The following is a 17577-nucleotide window of genomic DNA, read 5'->3' as shown; positions in this document are numbered from 1 at the left end:
TAACAACTGCCAAACTTTCCAGTCATGTGCACCAGGAACCTCTAGATAAGCGTGGTCAATTCCCTTTTCAGTTAGAGCCTTAGCTAAATCTTACTCAGGGTGAAGCCCAAAATCCCAAATACCAGCGCCTAACAGCATCATGCATTTGGAGAAAGCTTTTTTTAATTCTTTCCTACTCTTTATGTGTATTAAAAACTAAGCCTCAATCTCTATTAACGCTTCTGCACATTTTATGCCGTCAACAGCACTGGACGTGATCCCTCCAGCATAACCTGCACCTTCACCACAAGGGTATAACCCTTTGATGTTCGACTCAAATGTCAGAGGATTTCGCTTAATTGTAACTGGTGATGAACTTCGACTTTCTACAGCTGATAAAACGGCATCATGTTTAATAAAGCCCGCAAGTTTCTTATCCATTACTCGCAGCCCGTCTTTTAAACTTTCAACGATAAACTCATCAAGACATTCCCTTAAATCCGTTGGGGTTACACCCGGGGTATATGTTGGGATAATATCGCCAAGTTGTTTACTACCCTTATTTTCTAAGAAATCGCCGACCAATTGGACTGGTGCAAAATAATTTCTGCCTCCAAGTTCAAATGCTTTTCGCTCAAGTTTTCTTTGAAACTCTACAGCCGCCAAAACATCTCCATTAAAGTCATTTGGTGTGACAGAAACAAGCAATGCACTGTTAGCATTTTCACCGCTTCTTGCGCTATAGCTCATTCCATTTGTAACTACAGAATTTTTTTCTGATGCGGCAGCTACAACATGACCTCCAGGGCACATACAAAACGTGAAAACACCTCGTCCATTAAGAAGATGTGCATTCAACTTATAGTCAGATGCACCAAGCAGAGGATTATTTGCAAAACTGCCGAATTGCTGTAAATCGATGTCTTTTTGGTGATGTTCAATGCGCACACCTACAGCAAAAGGCTTCGGTATCATGTCTACACCTAAATCCTTTAACATATAAAAAGTATCTCGAGCACTATGCCCGATCGCTAATACCACAGCATCGGTTTCCATTGCCTCTGTTTTCCCTTGTCTTTCTAGCAGCACGCCTCTAACTTTACCATTTTCGATCATAAGCTCCTGCATTTTCGTTTTGAAACGTACTTCCCCGCCTAGTCGTTCTATTTTTTTTCGTATATTTCTAACAACCGTTATCAAAATGTCAGTTCCAATATGGGGCTTTGATAAATAAGCAATCTCCTTTGGTGCACCAGCTGCTACGAATTCCTTTAATACTTTGGGAATTCTAGTATTTTTTATGCCTGTTGTTAATTTACCATCTGAAAATGTTCCTGCTCCACCTTCACCAAATTGGACATTACTATTCGTTTCAAGAACACCGTATTTCCAAAACTTTTCAACAGCCATTTTTCTTTGATCAACGTCCATTCCCTGTTCAACAACAATTGGGTTTAAACCACTTTCTGCTAAAACCAGGGCACAGAAAAGTCCAGCAGGTCCACTGCCTACTACAACAGGACGGGTGGTTTTTTTGGTTTTCTTGGTCACATATTCTATTGGTTCAATGGAAGAAACATTTTTTATTCCTAAAAATGATTTCTCACTTTCAATTTCAACATCAACAGAATAAACCAAGAGGATATTATGTTTTTCCCTTGCGTCAATCGACTTCTTAGAAATCTTAAAAGACAATATTTTATCTTGCTTGACCCTTAATAGTTTCTGGACTTTCTGAGCTAAAAGTTCATTTTCCTTACTTGGTTCAAAATCAGCACGAAGCTTAATATTACTTATTCTTAACATGTTAAATTCCATCCTAAATTTATTTTCATAACAAATTCAGACATATCCGTATCCGTGATTTATTTGCGTTAGCAAAAATTGTTCTCAGACGTTCTAATTATGATTACTCCAAAACAATCGGTCAAGATGCTTCTATGTCAAAAGAAATAAAGAAAAAGACTTCTCACAGGTTTAGTTAACTCATGAGAAGCCTTCAATCCGCCCCTCCCCCCTTGATATGACTGGGTTTTTAAGTAAGATGAGCGTGAAAAGAATAACGTTTTTAGCCACTCTCTACAAAAATGACTTAAAATTGTTTATTTCAATGTAATTAGGAGAATTTGCGATTATGTGATACACTTTGTTTACCATTTGATTTACCTGTTTACATGTGCCCTACTCATTCGTGAGTGGGGTTCCTTGCTTTAAAGATAAATAAAAAACAGACTCTATAAAGAGTCTGCTTGAGTTTGGTTTTGTTATTAAGCTTTACGAACGTTAGCTGCTTGAGCTCCACGTTGACCTTGCTCAACATCGAAAGTCACAGCTTGGCCTTCTTCTAAAGATTTGAAACCTTCGCCTTGAATAGCTGAGAAATGAACGAATACGTCTTCTCCACCTTCACGCTCGATGAATCCGAAGCCTTTTTCGCTGTTAAACCATTTTACTTTACCATTTTCCATTTTTGTTGCCTCCTAGTGTGAAAAACACACATTGTGTTACTATCCTTGCTCTCAGTGATCATCAAGACGAAAAGTTTTACTAATACTATCCTTTACACCGAACAAAAATAATTCTTAATTAGAATAACATTTTTCACAAGTATTTGCAAGAGAATATACAAGCTGCCATTTATATAACTCATGAATTGACTCTAATAGCGAATAGAAGTAACTTCTTTCACTAACTCATCATCCATCAAATTTCTCCTATTAAAGTAGAAATCGGTATTTCGTTTATTCGCTACACCTTTTAGCGTGACACTTTTGGCGGTTGGCACACGTCACATTTACGTTGGTGATTATTTTTAAATTTTGTAAATGTTTTTTCAAAATTGCTACCACATGAACATTTAAATAGTAACTTTTGAGAAAAACCTTGATATTCCGTCGTTAGCAACGTACTTTCCGAATTTTTCTCAACAAATTCTTTAATTTTACCGATTGTCCATCGTTTATTCATTCTCTTACACCTCGATATTTTATTGCTTGGCGGAGGCTTCTTGGCATCCGTTCAATTATGAGCAAAAGTCGCAATTACCCTAAGTTTCTTATCATTATAACATCAATTAAATCATTGTATGGATTCAGCATTCACTATATTTCGGATATATCACTATAACTATTGTTAGTTGTCATTTTCAGCATCCGCTTTTTTTGTACCTTTGCTTACATATGGTTTGGCGCTCTTAAATTTTTTGGCACTAGCTTGCCAACGATTCCATCCCTTCTTGCCTGTTCCTCTACCCGTTCCGCCTTTACTCTTAGCTTTACTCATATAATCACCCCAATATTATTCTCGGTTGAGTAACCTATCTGTTTAGTTTTAGTCATTTTACACGGTTATTAACCAATCGATTGCAATAAATAAAATCATACCAGTCCCATAGAGTAGAAACAATACACTATTATCGACTACATGGAATTTCCTTTTTTATTATTCCCCAGATAGTTGTTTAACAAAATAGAATCACACTCGTAGCATGTAACAAAAAATAGTTAAAAGATAAACCCCATTCTTTTGAGTTTAAGTTTGATTTTCGATTGAGCAAAAGTACGTTCTCATTGAGTCTCTTTCTTTTTAGATCAACGAATGATTGGAAACAAGCAATGGATAATAAACTCCTAATTTATAGACAAAATAATATAAAAGCTTATGGTATTTAGAGGTGTTCTTTGATGAATTTCTTCCAAGCCCATGAAACAATATCGACAATGGATTGGGTTTTAAGAGCAGTAGTGGCTTTTTTCATTATGCTGATAACCGTAAGAGTAATGGGGCTTAGGACTATATCTCAATTAAGGGCAATTGACTTTGTAATAGCCTTTATGTTAGGAAATATAATTGCCCATCCATTATCAGATCAAACGATAGGAATGAAAGGGTCGATTATTTCAACCATCGTTTTAGCGTTTTTGTATGTAGTAGGTATTTTCCTTACCCAAAAATGGAGGGGGTTAAGAAAAGTCCTTGATTCAGAACCAGTGCCTTTGATTAACAAAGGAGAAATTAGTTATAGCGCTCTAAAAAAGGCTAGGATATCAATCGATTATTTATTGTCGGAACTTCGAAAGGAAAAAGTAGAGGATGTAAGAAAAGTAGCTTTGGCATTATGGGAAACCGATGGCACCATTTCCATCTTTTTAGATCCTAAATATCAGCCCTTAACTCCAGAAACTTACCAGGTTATGCCGGAACCTTTTGAGCTGCCCAAAGTTATCATTTCAGATGGAAAGATTAATTATCATGAGCTCGACCAAATTAAAATGGAGGAAAGCTGGCTAATTAAAAGCTTGAAAGAGTCTCACCAAACTGTAGTAAATCAAGTTTTACTTGCAACCATTGATAAGAAGAACAATTTGCAAGTATTCCTATATAAATAATTCTCTAAGACACACGCACACTTCATTGTTGGCAGAAGCTGAGGCTGTGCTGAAGATATTATGGTAGGGCTCGGATACAAGGAATACGATACAACACGGATCCTTTATCGTCCTGTGACAAAAGAAATAAAGAAAAAGGCTTCTCACAAGTTTGCTCAACTTATGAGAAGTCTTCATAAAAAATCTTCTATGAGAGCAAAATGTTGGCATTCTGTTGCATTACTTCCTGTTAATTGCTAATCCTTAAAATCGTATTTGGAGGTTTAATACAAACTTAAGTTCACTTGTTAAAGGGTCAACTATAATTTCTCCAATACCATATCTTGAACTACTTGGAGTATCAAATGCAGTGTGCGTATATAAGTATTTACTCAGCTTATTTCGGTCATAGATGTGGTAACACAAAACGTCAGCATCATCTTTAACTACGATATATCCCCCAGTAGCTTCGTCTAATCCATGCCACGGTGTTTGGGGAACCATTCCTAAAGCGCAAGCTATTAATAACTGTTTTACTTTATATTCAATGATTTCTTTGTCTTCACCAGTTTTTCTTATGAATGAATCTACAACATCAGGTATCTTTTTCCCTCTAACAAAATAAGATTCTTCAAAAAGAAGTGATAATAATTCTGGCATACGGTAATCTATCATTTGAAGATTTTTAGTAAACGTATCCGAGGAAATACTTTCAAATTTGAGTTCAGCACCTTTTTGATAGATTTTAGCGATTCTATCCTTAATTTTTGAACTACCCCCGATATTGTTTATTTCATCTATATCACTACTAGTTAATGGAGCAGTTGGCGTTAACACGCTATAGGTGATATTAGTTCCTCCTGAAGCATTTAGTAAAGTAGCTCGACCACCAATATACGATTTTACACTAAAACTTAATATAGGATTTGTTGAAGTCATAGCATCATGAACTTTGATAACTAAATCTCCCTTTAATCTACTTCCTGCTTTTAGAGAATGAATTTTCAGACGTTTAATAAAAGGCTCGATATCAGGTATTTCAAAAGTTCGACCGCTACCATTTTTTATTCCTTGAAATAATTTATCAGCTTCAAACTTAAAATCACTGAATGGAACTGTATACGTCACTCCTCCAATAACAAAATCAACGTTTGAAGTTGGCATACTTCGTAAATATTCGTTGTCACTTTGGAAAGCTGAAATGATATCGTACTTTATATTTGGGTCTTTATCGAGATTTTCATCAGCACCGTACATTTCTCCATTAGCCAACGAAAAAAGGAAAGCGTATAATTCTGACCATTCACCTTTATTATATCTATGAGCCATTAAAGCACCCCCGTATTCCTATGATAGATATTTCATTTAAGTAAGGAAATCTTCAAAAACCTTTTCCATGATCATTACGTCAACAAAGCGACCTTCTAATTTTCCTTGATTCTTGAAAACTCCGACTTCCCTATACCCATTTTTTCTGTAAAGACCCTGCCCTAATGTATTAAAAGGGAACGTAAAAAGAACAATTTTATTAAATTGATTCTTGACTGCAGTTCGTTCGATTTCTTTTAGTAATAACGAGCCAACTCCTTTTCCTCGATGATCCCGCCTTATATAAATTGATAAATCAGCCACTCCGGCATATGCGCACCGATTGGAATATGGATTTAATGATGCCCATCCAACAATTTCATCGCTATTCTCGACTACCATAACTGCAAAACGTCCGTTATGGTTGTTAAACCAGTCTGTCATATATCCAATATCTTTCTCATCTTCCTCCAACGTTGCAATCCTGTCTTCAATTCCTTGGTTATAGATGTTTAAAATCGACTCCAAATCATCGGTCGAAGCACTCCTTGTTTTAAACTCTGTTTTCAGATTAATCCCCCCAGTTCTATCAGGCTTACACCCATTATATAAAGAATTTTCCATTTTACAAAGGGATTTAGTTGCAGATTGCAAATAATTAGTATATAAATAAATCAGAGGTGGAAAATATGGAAGACTTTCGAGAGTTGTTCCAAATCATGACAAGACGATTCGGTCTTTTGAATAAAAATTGCTGTCAAATCGGTGGTACGGATATATCCCTTGTTCAAAGCCATATCCTTTATGAAATCCTTCGTAAAGATCGACCATCGATGCAACAGGTCGCTGATGCACTGGGGATGGATATAACCACTTTTAGCAGGCAGATACAAACGTTAATTAAGTTGGAACTGGTGAAAAAGTCCCCACTTCCTGATGATAGACGTGTTTCTGTACTATCCTTAACGACACAAGGGAACTTTATTGCAGCTTCAATTGATGCACAAATGAACCAATATCTTAATGAAGTATTTTCACATATGAGTGATTTTGAAAAAGATATGGTAATTAACTCGATCAAGCTTCTCAACGATGCAATGTCAAAATCATCTGTTTGTTGTAAACCTTTAATTTGAGCAAGAATAATCTTGCTCTTTTAATAAAGAATAATACTTGCAATATGCAAATATTTAAAGGAGATAATCCACTATGTTCTTTAACGAGTATGCAGTGTATCAAACCATGAAACATCACCAGGAGGAAACAGAAAAGAATGCAAGAAACGCAAGTGGAAATCAAGTTGGGCATTTTGGTTTTCAAGTTGAAAGCACAGAAGAGGTGATCGCCCACAAGCAGAGACTTGCTGAAAACGGCATCCTTTCCCAATTGGACGAAATAAACACTACATGCTGTTACGCCCTCCGAGACAAATTCTGGGTTCATGATCCTGATGGAAACGAATGGGAGTTTTTCTACACTAAGAGGATGTTGAGGAGAAGAGTACCAATGCAACATCTTGCTGCCTTCCTACCGGAATTTCTCAATCAACGAATACCAACAACTGCTGTTCTTAATATTCATATTCAAAAAGGGTCTCCAGCTTTTGAGACCCTTTTTGCTTATCTACCATAATAAATATGGTCTATTATAAATTCATTGTAGTCCCTGATAGCTTAGTAAAATAGTCCACCTTTTTAATTGTTTTCTTCCAATCAGACCATGATAAATTTTTTTAATTGCCCATATCCCTTATTCACTTCACCCATTAAAGGAACAATTGCACATTTATCTGCCAATTCTGTAGATACCTTTTGTATCCATTCTTCTTCAGCTTGTGCTCTTCCTTTTAAAATAGGATCCTTTGTTTCCGTAGCATAAAGACTCTGGTTTATGATCCACCATTTAGGAAAAATGTCAGCACGCTTTAAATCATCCTGTAGTCGACTAGCTTCCAACACAGGAGTTGCTTCACCCAATGTTACAATGACCACGCTTGTCTCCTTTGGATTTCTTAATCGAGGAAGTAGCATTTTTACACTTTCAGGAACTTCTCCCGTTGAGCGAGTCAATTCTTTATGATAGGACTGCGCAGCATCTAAAAGCAGTAAGGTGTGTCCGGTTGGGGCAGTATCAATCACAACGAATTCATCTTTTGCTCTTGCTACTACTTCCGCAAATGCGCGAAATACCGCAATTTCCTCTGTGCATGGAGAATTTAAATCTTCCTTGATATAGGCTAATGCTTCATCATCCAGTTCATTGCTGACTTTTGATAGCACTTCTTTTTTATAAGCCTCAACTTCTGCTTTCGGATCGATACGGCTGATGGTTAAATTCTCATTCAACTCACCAGTTTGAAAAACAAATTCCAAATGTGCTGCAGGGTCTGTTGTGGTTAAATGAACTTTATGTCCTTTTTCGACTAATCCAACAGCAATAGCTGAAGCCATTGTTGTCTTGCCGACCCCACCTTTGCCCATCGTAAAAATCACTCTTGTATTGTTAGCAGAAAAGTCTTCAATCATTTCATTTAAACCTGGTAATGATATGGTTTGCGTTTCAACATACGATTGTGTCGCAGGCATTGTATATTGTTTAAATAAATACCGAAGGTTTTTAACACCTGTTAAGGAATACGAAACAAATGGTAATGAATAAGTGCCCACTTGTTTTAAATCGTCAGGTATTTGTTTAAGGGCATTCCGTTGTCGTTGATAAAAAGATGACGATATTTTATCTTCTGGTAAATACGATTGCATTAATCCGTTAACAATTAATATTTGGTTCGAAATGCCGATTTCTTTTAACTCCTTTGAAGCCCGATTCGCTTCAAATAAAGATGATTCATCAGGTCTTGCTACAAGGATTAATGTTGTTTTTGTGCGGTCGGAAAGTGCATCCATTGTTAATGAATATATCTGTTTTTTTTCAGATAACCCGGAAAGAGGACCAAGGCAAGAAGCACCATGTGTGCTTTCCTCTAAGAATCCACTCCAGGCAGTCGGCAATTGAAGAAGCCGAAGGGTATGACCGGTAGGAGCTGTATCAAAAATGATATGTTCATATGCGTCAACAACAGCAGTATTTGCCAGTAAGTTTGTAAATTCATCAAATGCTGCAATTTCAACAGTACAAGCACCGGATAATTGTTCTTCTATAGTTCCTACTATACTATCAGGAAGCATGCCACGATAAGGTCCAATCACTCGATCTCGGTAAGCCCTTGCCGCTTCTTCCGGGTCAAGATTACAAGCATATAGATTTGGGACATTTGGAATCTCTACCGGCGTATTTGATAGCTCAACTTCCAATACATCCTGTAAGTTAGAGGCAGGATCGGTGCTGACCAATAACACCTTTTTTCCTTCACCGGCTAAAGTAACAGCTGTAGCGCAGGCAGTGGATGTTTTCCCTACCCCGCCTTTTCCTGTGAAAAATAAAAATTTTGTGTTCACGATCCGTTTCGTATCGAAAGATTGAAACATGGTTTTCACTTCTTTCTTATTTCAATGGATTAAGATCAATTTTGTGTGTTGCAGGTTTTGTGATAAGTTCCTCAGCGTTCACGCCAAACCAATTTGCAAATTCTTCGTTCGTTGGGTAGGTTTCGATTTTAACTATTTTGCCATCAACTAATGTTACAGGAAGCGAATTTGGTCCCTTTTCATTTAGAACTTTGTTTACATCTTGGTTCTCTACAAAAACTGCTGGTTCAATTCCAAGGTTATATCGTTTAATATCGCATCCTTTTTTCTCTAATAAAAAGATGGCTGTCGCTACTCTTACAAGTTCTGGGTCAATACTTGGTCCACAAACTCCCGTAGAACAACATAACGCTGGATCAAAAATTTCTACTTTACTCATTGAAACACCCTCCTAAAGGAAATAAGAAATATAAGTAATTACTTATACTAGTGATAAAGGCAAAGCCAAGAGTAATCATCTTGGCTTTTTAACTTTTACTCACCAGTTTCAGCAAAAAGCTTAATGCGATCCCCGATTTCATCACGAACGCGTTGGAAGAACGCCCATTTTTCTTCATCAGTTCCTTGAGCTTTTGCCGGGTCGTCAAATCCCCAATGTACCCGTTTTACGCTTGGTGGTGTAACCGGGCACTTGTCAGCTGCGTCTCCGCACAATGTGACGACTAAATCTGCGCTGTTTAAATACTCAGGGTCGATAAGATCTGATGTATGGTTTGAAATATCAATTTCAGTTTCTTTCATCGCTTTAACAGCGTTCGGGTTCAAACCGTGTTTTTCAATACCAGCGCTTCTTACTTCCCACTTGTCACCTAAATATTTTTTTGCCCATCCTTCAGCCATTTGGCTACGGCAAGAGTTTCCTGTACATAAGAAGTAAATTTTCTTTTTGTTTTCCATGTTGAGTTCCACCTTTACTATTATTTTTAGGCTACATTTTCTTTAAAGTATTTTCGTTTTAACCAAAATGCTACGTTAACCAACCCAATCATCACAGGCACCTCTACAAGTGGTCCTATTACCGCTGCAAAGGCTGCACCAGAATGGATCCCAAATACCCCAACTGCAACCGCAATCGCAAGTTCAAAGTTATTGCTACCAGCTGTAAAAGAAAGGGTTGTGGTAACAGCGTATCCTGCACCGATTTTTTTTCCCATGAAAAAGGAAACAAAGAACATAAGTACAAAGTAGACCAATAACGGGATGGCGATACGAACGACATCCAGCGGTAAACTTACAATCATGTTTCCTTTTAAAGAGAACATGAAAATGATTGTAAATAAGAGTGCAATTAAAGTAATAGGGCTAATCTTTGGTACAAACACTTTTTCATACCACTGTCTGCCCTTTGCCTTTACCATTATAAAGCGCGTTATCATACCTGCTATAAATGGTATGCCCAAATAGATGAAAACGGATTTTGCTACTTCTGCCATTGTAATATTGACGACTGCTCCATGAATTCCGAACCACCCTGGTACGATGGTTACAAACACGTAAGCATATACAGAAAAGAATATTACTTGGAAAATAGCATTGAACGCTACAAGTCCTGCAGCATATTCGGTATCTCCTTTAGCAAGGTCATTCCATACAATAACCATTGCGATACAACGAGCAAGACCAATCATAATTAGACCGATCATGTACTCCGGTTTATCTGGTAAAAAGATAATGGCCAATAAAAACATAAGAATAGGTCCAATAATCCAGTTTTGAACTAGCGATAAAGCAAGTACCTTTACATCTTTAAATACTCGACCAATCTCTTCATAACGAACTTTTGCAAGAGGTGGATACATCATTAAGATTAAGCCTATTGCAAGTGGAATAGATGTTGTTCCTACTTGAAATTTGTTCATTCCGTTGGCGAACCCTGGAAAGACAAATCCTAATGCTATTCCAACTGCCATAGCTAGAAAAATCCAAAGTGTCAGGTACCGATCCAGGAACGATAAACGTTTTTTTTCTGAATTGCTCATCTTCTTACTCCCCCTTAACAACCACACCGAAGGGTTGGGTTGTTTTTATCAATCATTTTGATTTTGTCTGTCTGGTCGGGGACGTGTTCCAAAATATCTTGTATAAGTCCATAAATCTCACTTTGTTGATTCAGGGAATAATAAATCCACTGACCCCGTCGTTCTTCCTTAACCATCCCTGCATCCTTTAACTTACGTAGATGCTGGCTGATTGATGGTTGACTCGTATCAAATACTTCGAGAAATTCACATACACAACACTCTCGTTGTTTTAATATCCCAACGATGGTTAATCGTGTTTTATCACCTAATAATTTTAAAATGTTAGCAGCCTTATCCAAGTCAACCTTTGATTCTAACAAATCAACACCTCCTCCTTTAGAAGTATAAGCAAATAACTATTTCCTTATTTATCTTTTATATAAACATCCGCTTATATAATAAATCACTTATATAAACAATTCAAGGGAAACATCAGGAGGGTTCTCACGTATCAACAGGAAACATTGGGGAAACATCAACATCGGGACGGTTCTCACGTATCAATCTGGGGAGGTAAATTTAACCTATCAAAGTATTGGGGTTAACTTTTCCCTCCCGATTTTCCCCTAGTATTACAGCTTTGGTAAAATTTTTAAACATAATTGTGTTGCAAGCATCTAAAGTAGAAAAGAAAACCTGTGGAATTTTAAGTTTCAAGGAAGGTAATTAATATTTGGGATTCATGGAATGGATGCGATGTATTGAATTACCGAGGAAATGGGAACGGAGCACCCGGATTTGTACCAGCTTCATACTATGTTAAAGAATTATTTTCCAACTTTTATTATAAGAAAACTGTTACGAAAAAATAAGATCAAATGGGTCACGAAGCAATTTGCAAAATTGTACATTAGGAACTATTTCAGATTTGTATTACTCACATTTCATTTCTGGAAGAAGCGGAGGTTGAATTAGAAGATATTATGGAATGGAAAGGCTCGGGCACACGGATCATCTATCGTCATGTGACCAAAGAAATAAAGAAAAAGGCTTCTCACAAGTTTGGTCAACTAGAGAGAAGCCTTTTTTTAAATCCTCTATGATAGCGAAACGTTAGCATTTCACTCTCACCTTACTCAAAAACCCAGTTATTTCAAGGGTTGAGGGACGTTATTACACCATGCCGCCCAGGTGAGAGGGTGTAATATCTTACATGTTATGTCTTGAAAGTGCGATATATCAAGGTATTTACATTTTCTAACTGTAACATCTTTAACGGAAATTTACTGTTTTTACTTCATTGCGTTAGCAAAATATGAGCAAGTGACTCACAGTAGGAACAAAATTTTTCAAAATATTTATTGGTAAGAATCGCAGATAAATACAGATGTAGCAGTATTTACCTAAATCTAGTTTTTTCTTATTTCAATATTCTAAAAAGATTATGAGAGAAGATAACCCAAATTGTGAATGTTATTTCTCTACCTTGCATATTTTTTATCTGTAATCATAATGTGTCTAATTAACCAATCTTTCAAAAAATCTATCACTTCAAACGGAACATCGGTTTCTCCTGCTAAGAATGCTTTTTGGAATTTGGATACCTTATCCACGAACGCTTCATGCTGTGCCTTATGTGCTTTATACTCCGCTTCCGAAACAATTTTCCGCATATGTTGTTCTTCGTGGCTGAAATGAGTGACGGTGTATTTTACGAGCTCTTCAATGGTAGTTTTTAATACTGCCTTCGACTTCTGGTTTTTTACTCCACTATACAACTGGTTAACTAAGTCCACTAAGGTTTTATGTTGGGAGTCAATGGTTCTATCATGGACACTGAACTTACTATTATCCCATTCCATAATTTTATCATTCCCATAGTTTTCGTCTTCAATTAAGGATTGGGCTAACTTCGACAAGTGAATCGCCATCGCTGATAGTTCTTGGGCTTCCCCCGCTTGGGCTTCAGATGCTTTACTTTCGGATTGCATGGTCTGTAAGACCCCACTCATGGTTTTCGTAATTTGATTTACCGTGTCCTTAATGGATTTTGCACTCCCTTTGCTCTTATCTGCAAGTTTTCGTACTTCTTCTGCAACAATGGCAAAACCTCTTCCTGCATCCCCCACTCTGGCCGCTTCGATGGCCGCATTCAAGCCCAACAAATTCGATTGACTAGATATTTCAGTGATAATTTCTGTCACTTTCCCAATCTCTGCAATTTGTTGATTTAACTGCAAAATCTGTTGATACGACTTTTGGCTGTCGGTATTCAAGCTGGAAGCGTTGGTAACAAATTGCTCACTCGTAGACGCTAGTTCCTCAGAAAGTGAATACAATTCTCGTCCTGTTTTTCGCATTAGATTATTTTCATTCTGGTGAATCCACGTCAAGGCTCCAATCAATTCGTTCTCGTGATTAAAGACAGGAACACTCGATGCCCAATACCCTTTCTTATACTTGGTGGAATCCTTATCGAACGAAGAAACATAGGGTTGTTGGGAGGCTATAGCTGTATGGGTGGCACTCCCCTCTTTCACCGTGTCTCCTTCTCGGATTCCCAATCCAAATTCATCCCTTACGTAGACAAAACGGGTCAAATTACTAACCAATAAAGTAGACGTTTCATATCCATTTAACAAACGTAAATAAGTATCGCCCGATTCTATCAAACTGTCTAAACTTTTTACTCTCATAGGTTATCAGCCTCTCTCATGACGACTTTGTCGTTCAATCCATTGTTCTTGTTTGTTCAAAGCACTGTCCATCTTCCCTTTGATGCCATTCTGAAAAAGGGATACAGGTCTATTGTATAAAGAAAACATCCTAAAAGATATGATGTTTGTACTGCATTGCATATTTTTTAAAATCGTTAAATACCTCAGTCTGTTTATGCTTCTCCAATTGAGACATCCGGGTTACCCCATCTTAATTAAGACGGTCGAAAATAGAATGGCACGCTTGCTGAAATTAGCGGGATTAAATGAAGCTCTAACCCCTCACTCACTTAGACACATGCACACGTCATTGCTAGCAGAAGCAGAAGTTGTGTTAGAAGATATTATGGAAAGGCTTGGGCACACTGATGACAATACAACACGGATCATCTATCGTCATGTGACAAAAGAAATAAAGAAAAAGGCCTCTATGATAGCAAAATGTTAGCATTTTTTTATCAAACATTTCTTAATTCTAAATGATGCTCAACACCATCCATAATTGTAGAGTAGAAAACAGGAATTAGATGATGCCTTCTTGCCCTCGGGGTTCAGGGTATTCCACCTTACTGAGCCAGACAAGAGGGCAATTCCTTCTCCTGCTCCCCCTCATCAAACCGTAGACTCTCGTAAGAAAGTGTCGAGGAGGGCATCCCCAGTTCCATTAACTACTTTTCTGACATTTCGCTCCCCATATTCCAAGAGATTCATCGGTGCTGCAGTTCCTTTCCTTGGTAAGGTCCCCGTTACGAATCGAAATAAGGTTTACCAAAGGATAAGATTACTTTGGACGTTCATTTAAAACATTATCTTCCAAAACTGCAAATTTATCACCATATACTTTTGTAATATGTTTTTCTCCCCAGGCACATAAAGAATCCAAAATACTTTTCAAACTCCATCCATATTCACTGAGCTCATATTCCACTTTTGGGGGAATTTCAAACGAATAGATAGCTTGAATCAGAATCATCGAGTCGGTCCAGATCCTGACAAATTTGATTTCTAATGAAATTTCTTAATAAACTTACCAAATGAAATATAAAACGTGCCCCTACCTACCATAATTTTAATAAGAGAAAGTCACCTTTATAGGTGGCTTTCACTATTAACCATATAACTATCCAAGATACTTTTGAGATATTTCACTTGTCTTTTCTTTAGAAACTCAAAAAACTTAAAATGATTATTTTCCTTAAGTTTTTTGTGGATTTATTGATATTAACCTTATATAATTGGTTTCAAGATTTCCATTTTAGTTGCAGGATTGATAAAGGAGCTTTAAGCAATGTATCAAGAACAACGGCTAACATTGATAAAAACGTATTTGTCTTCTCATAAAAGTATTACGTTAGAAGAAATATGTGAAACACTTAGTGTTTCAAAGGATACCGCAAGAAGAGATCTCATAAAACTCGAAGAACGAGGGGAAATTATAAGAATTAAGGGAGGAGCGACACTTCCATCATCCAATCGCAATTTAATCGATTACAAAGAACGAATTGCAACAGCAGGTAAAGAACGAATTGCACAGATTGCGTCATCACTTATCCAGGATCATTATGATTTGTTGATGGATACATCTTCCACTTGCGCTCTTATGGCTAAATTCATGGGAAACAAACAAGTGAATGTAGTTACAAACTCCATAGATATAGTTGAATTATTAAGCGAGTATACAGATATTCAAACCTTTGTACTACCCGAAAAATTCAATAGAAAAAACAGAAATCTAACAGGTCCAAAAACAATGGAGACACTGAGCGACTACAACGTTGACCAACTATTTCTTGGTGCTTGTGGAATCAGTTCCGAAGGCATAACTTCTCCCGACGAGGAAGAGGCATACTTAAAGAAAAAAATGATCAACTGTGCACGACAAGTTATACTGCTGGCCGATCATACTAAGTTTGAAAAGGAGTTTCTACACAGGGTTTGTACTATTACGGACGTTGATGTGATCGTTACAGATAAAAATCCGGACGATGCTGTAAAGGAAAAAATAATAGAAAATAATATTCATTTAATCGTTACAGAAGATGAAGAAAGCGAGAGGAAAAAGAATGAGGAAAATTAAGGTTGGTTTAGTTGGGTATGGCTTTTCAGGTGCTACATTTCACGCACCCTTGCTAAGTGTTTTAGAAGAATTTGAAATTACGAAAGTTGTTAGTTCTAAAAAGGAAAAAGTTCAACAGGATTTGGGGGACGTGGAAGTAGTAAGTAACCTAGAAGAGGTTCTTGAGGATGTAATGATTGATTTGGTGGTTATTTCCACACCGAGCGGTATGCATCACGAAATGGCCAAACAAAGTTTAATGGCTGGAAAACATGTGATCTTGGAAAAGCCAATGGTGGTAGAAACATGGGAGGCAGAGGACCTCATTAAGATTGCAGAAGAAAAAAAGCTGCTTTTAAGTGTTTATCATAACAGAAGATGGGATAATGACTATCTGACGGTTAAGAAGCTTGTGAATGATGGCGTACTAGGTGAAATTAATACCTATCAGGTCCATTATGATCGTTTCAGGCCAGTTGTAAGAGATAGATGGAGAGAAAAGCAAGGTCCTGGATCTGGCATATTATATGATTTAGGTTCGCATCTAATTGATCAAGCCTTAGATTTATTTGGCTGGCCACAATTCATATTAGCAGATATTTTTGCGCAAAGAGAGAATGCAGAAACGGATGATTATTTCCATGTAATTCTAGGATACGATAAGCTGAGAGTCATTTTACATTCTGGTTCAATCATTCCGAGTAATGGACCACGTTTTCAAATTCACGGAAGCAAAGGAAGCTTTATTAAGTACGGGCTTGATGGACAGGAAGCTGCGCTTAAGGAAGGAAAAAAGCCTGTTAATCACTCATGGGGAGCAGATGATCCACAATTTTACGGTAAGCTTGTTACTATAGATGGGGAAAAAGAGAAGCAGGAAACAATCGAAACATTACGTGGCTCTTATATAACCTACTATAAAAAAATTGCTGAAAGCATACTTGAAGGAAAAAGTGCTCCTGTTACCGCACATGAAGGATTATTAGTTATTAAAGTCATTGAGGCTGCCCTTAAAAGCAGTACAGAAAAGCAAGCAATATATTTGTTACCCCATCTTGATCAAAACGCTTGAAAACAGAATGAAGAGATTACTGAAATTAGCGGGATTAAATGAACCCTAACTCCTCACTCACTTATACACACGCACACTTCATTGCTGGCAGAAGCGGAGGTTGTGTTACAACGCGGATCATCTATCGTCATGTGACAAAAGAAATGAAGAAAAAGGCTTCTCACAAGTTTGGTCAACTCATGAGAAGCCTTCATTAAAATCCTCTATGATAACAAAATGTTAGCATTTCACTCACATCTTACTCAAAAACCCAGTCATTTCAAGGGTTTGAGGGGCAGATTACATCATGCCGCCCACAAGGTGAGAGTGTGTAATATCTTACACGTTATGTTTTGAAAGTGCGATATATCAAGGCTTTTACATTTTTTAACTGTAACATCTTTAACGCAAATTTACCGTTTTTACTTCATTGCGTTAGCAAAATGTTAGCATTTTGTTTATAAAACATTTCTTAAGACTAAGTGATGCTTGACACCAATCCATAGTTGACCAAGTAAAGCGATGCTATTTAAGGCATCGCTTTTTGTAATAAAGACATAAGTATATTTTCAAGTCCTACACACTACATATGGCTTAAGTGTAGACCGCAAAATATTAAAAAGGATAAAAAGCGTTCATGTTTACCGAACAGT

19 protein-coding genes are annotated in these 17577 nt (G+C 37.1%); 6 read left to right on the top strand and 13 right to left on the bottom strand.

What is annotated here, in order from left to right:
* Positions 1-195: 195 nt before the first annotated feature.
* From RCG17_RS14780 to RCG17_RS14765, 4 genes are all read right to left on the bottom strand, one after another.
* Positions 196-1785 carry an NAD(P)/FAD-dependent oxidoreductase gene (locus RCG17_RS14780; protein ID WP_308170953.1) on the bottom strand — a complete coding sequence of 530 codons (1590 nt, stop codon included), beginning with the start codon at positions 1783-1785 and terminating at the stop codon, positions 196-198.
* 461 nt (positions 1786-2246) lie between these two features.
* Positions 2247-2447: a cold-shock protein gene (locus tag RCG17_RS14775; RefSeq protein WP_028401851.1), complete on the bottom strand. Its 201-nt coding sequence runs from the start codon at positions 2445-2447 to the stop codon at positions 2247-2249.
* A gap of 289 nt (positions 2448-2736) precedes the next feature.
* On the bottom strand, positions 2737-2946 hold the full coding sequence (locus RCG17_RS14770; protein WP_308170952.1) for a hypothetical protein: 210 nt from the start codon (positions 2944-2946) through the stop codon (positions 2737-2739).
* A gap of 165 nt (positions 2947-3111) precedes the next feature.
* Positions 3112-3261 (bottom strand): DUF3934 family protein, encoded by a 150-nt coding sequence (locus tag RCG17_RS14765; RefSeq protein WP_308170951.1) that lies wholly within the window; start codon positions 3259-3261, stop codon positions 3112-3114.
* Positions 3262-3662: 401 nt separating this feature from the next.
* Between RCG17_RS14765 and RCG17_RS14760 the strand changes: the two genes are divergently transcribed.
* The gene (locus RCG17_RS14760) at positions 3663-4367 is read left to right on the top strand and encodes a DUF421 domain-containing protein (protein WP_308170950.1); all 705 of its coding nucleotides are present in this window, start codon (positions 3663-3665) and stop codon (positions 4365-4367) included.
* A gap of 243 nt (positions 4368-4610) precedes the next feature.
* On the opposite strand, the gene RCG17_RS14755 is transcribed toward RCG17_RS14760, so the two are convergent.
* Both RCG17_RS14755 and RCG17_RS14750 read right to left on the bottom strand, forming a co-directional pair.
* Positions 4611-5675, bottom strand: coding sequence for an HpaII family restriction endonuclease (locus tag RCG17_RS14755; protein ID WP_308170949.1), 1065 nt, complete (start codon positions 5673-5675; stop codon positions 4611-4613).
* A 36-nt stretch (positions 5676-5711) separates the two neighbouring features.
* Positions 5712-6278, bottom strand: a complete 567-nt coding sequence (locus tag RCG17_RS14750) for an arsinothricin resistance N-acetyltransferase ArsN1 family A (protein ID WP_308170948.1) — start codon at positions 6276-6278, stop codon at positions 5712-5714.
* 65 nt (positions 6279-6343) lie between these two features.
* On the opposite strand from RCG17_RS14750, the gene RCG17_RS14745 reads away from it, so the two are divergent.
* Complete coding sequence (locus tag RCG17_RS14745) at positions 6344-6790, top strand: MarR family winged helix-turn-helix transcriptional regulator (RefSeq protein WP_308170947.1); 447 nt, start codon at positions 6344-6346, stop codon at positions 6788-6790.
* Positions 6791-6863: 73 nt separating this feature from the next.
* On the top strand, positions 6864-7286 hold the full coding sequence (locus RCG17_RS14740; RefSeq protein ID WP_374120825.1) for a VOC family protein: 423 nt from the start codon (positions 6864-6866) through the stop codon (positions 7284-7286).
* A gap of 80 nt (positions 7287-7366) precedes the next feature.
* Here RCG17_RS14740 and arsA read toward each other — a convergent pair whose 3' ends face one another.
* The 6 genes from arsA to RCG17_RS14710 all read right to left on the bottom strand — a co-directional run bounded on the left by arsA (position 7367) and on the right by RCG17_RS14710 (position 13796).
* Complete coding sequence (gene arsA, locus RCG17_RS14735; RefSeq protein ID WP_308170946.1) at positions 7367-9139, bottom strand: arsenical pump-driving ATPase; 1773 nt, start codon at positions 9137-9139, stop codon at positions 7367-7369.
* A 16-nt stretch (positions 9140-9155) separates the two neighbouring features.
* The gene (gene arsD / locus RCG17_RS14730) at positions 9156-9518 is read right to left on the bottom strand and encodes an arsenite efflux transporter metallochaperone ArsD (RefSeq protein WP_308170945.1); all 363 of its coding nucleotides are present in this window, start codon (positions 9516-9518) and stop codon (positions 9156-9158) included.
* Positions 9519-9613: 95 nt separating this feature from the next.
* A complete protein-coding gene (gene arsC / locus RCG17_RS14725; RefSeq protein ID WP_308170944.1) occupies positions 9614-10036 on the bottom strand; it encodes an arsenate reductase (thioredoxin) in 423 nt (140 codons plus the stop codon).
* Positions 10037-10062: 26 nt separating this feature from the next.
* Complete coding sequence (gene arsB, locus RCG17_RS14720) at positions 10063-11118, bottom strand: ACR3 family arsenite efflux transporter (RefSeq protein ID WP_308170943.1); 1056 nt, start codon at positions 11116-11118, stop codon at positions 10063-10065.
* 14 nt (positions 11119-11132) lie between these two features.
* The gene (locus RCG17_RS14715; RefSeq protein ID WP_308170942.1) at positions 11133-11480 is read right to left on the bottom strand and encodes an ArsR/SmtB family transcription factor; all 348 of its coding nucleotides are present in this window, start codon (positions 11478-11480) and stop codon (positions 11133-11135) included.
* A gap of 1101 nt (positions 11481-12581) precedes the next feature.
* On the bottom strand, positions 12582-13796 hold the full coding sequence (locus RCG17_RS14710) for a bacteriohemerythrin (protein WP_308170941.1): 1215 nt from the start codon (positions 13794-13796) through the stop codon (positions 12582-12584).
* A gap of 139 nt (positions 13797-13935) precedes the next feature.
* On the opposite strand from RCG17_RS14710, the gene RCG17_RS14705 reads away from it, so the two are divergent.
* Positions 13936-14265 carry a tyrosine-type recombinase/integrase gene (locus tag RCG17_RS14705; RefSeq protein WP_308175852.1) on the top strand — a complete coding sequence of 110 codons (330 nt, stop codon included), beginning with the start codon at positions 13936-13938 and terminating at the stop codon, positions 14263-14265.
* Between the two features lie 333 nt (positions 14266-14598).
* Here the strand turns inward: RCG17_RS14705 and RCG17_RS14700 are convergent, their stop codons facing one another.
* Positions 14599-14790, bottom strand: coding sequence for a winged helix-turn-helix transcriptional regulator (locus RCG17_RS14700; protein WP_374120824.1), 192 nt, complete (start codon positions 14788-14790; stop codon positions 14599-14601).
* A gap of 315 nt (positions 14791-15105) precedes the next feature.
* On the opposite strand from RCG17_RS14700, the gene RCG17_RS14695 reads away from it, so the two are divergent.
* The gene (locus RCG17_RS14695; protein ID WP_308170940.1) at positions 15106-15894 is read left to right on the top strand and encodes a DeoR/GlpR family DNA-binding transcription regulator; all 789 of its coding nucleotides are present in this window, start codon (positions 15106-15108) and stop codon (positions 15892-15894) included.
* Entirely contained in the window at positions 15881-16945 is a 1065-nt protein-coding gene (locus RCG17_RS14690; RefSeq protein ID WP_308170939.1) for an oxidoreductase, read from the top strand. Before RCG17_RS14695 ends, RCG17_RS14690 begins: the two co-directional genes overlap by 14 nt.
* The last annotated feature ends 632 nt before the right edge of the window (positions 16946-17577 follow it).

Source organism: Neobacillus sp. PS3-12 (assembly GCF_030915385.1).
Taxonomy (GTDB): Bacteria; Bacillota; Bacilli; order Bacillales; family Cytobacillaceae; genus JAEVLT01.
The sequence above is the reverse complement of the archived record's forward strand: the minus strand, read 5'-3'. Positions and strand labels throughout refer to the sequence as shown.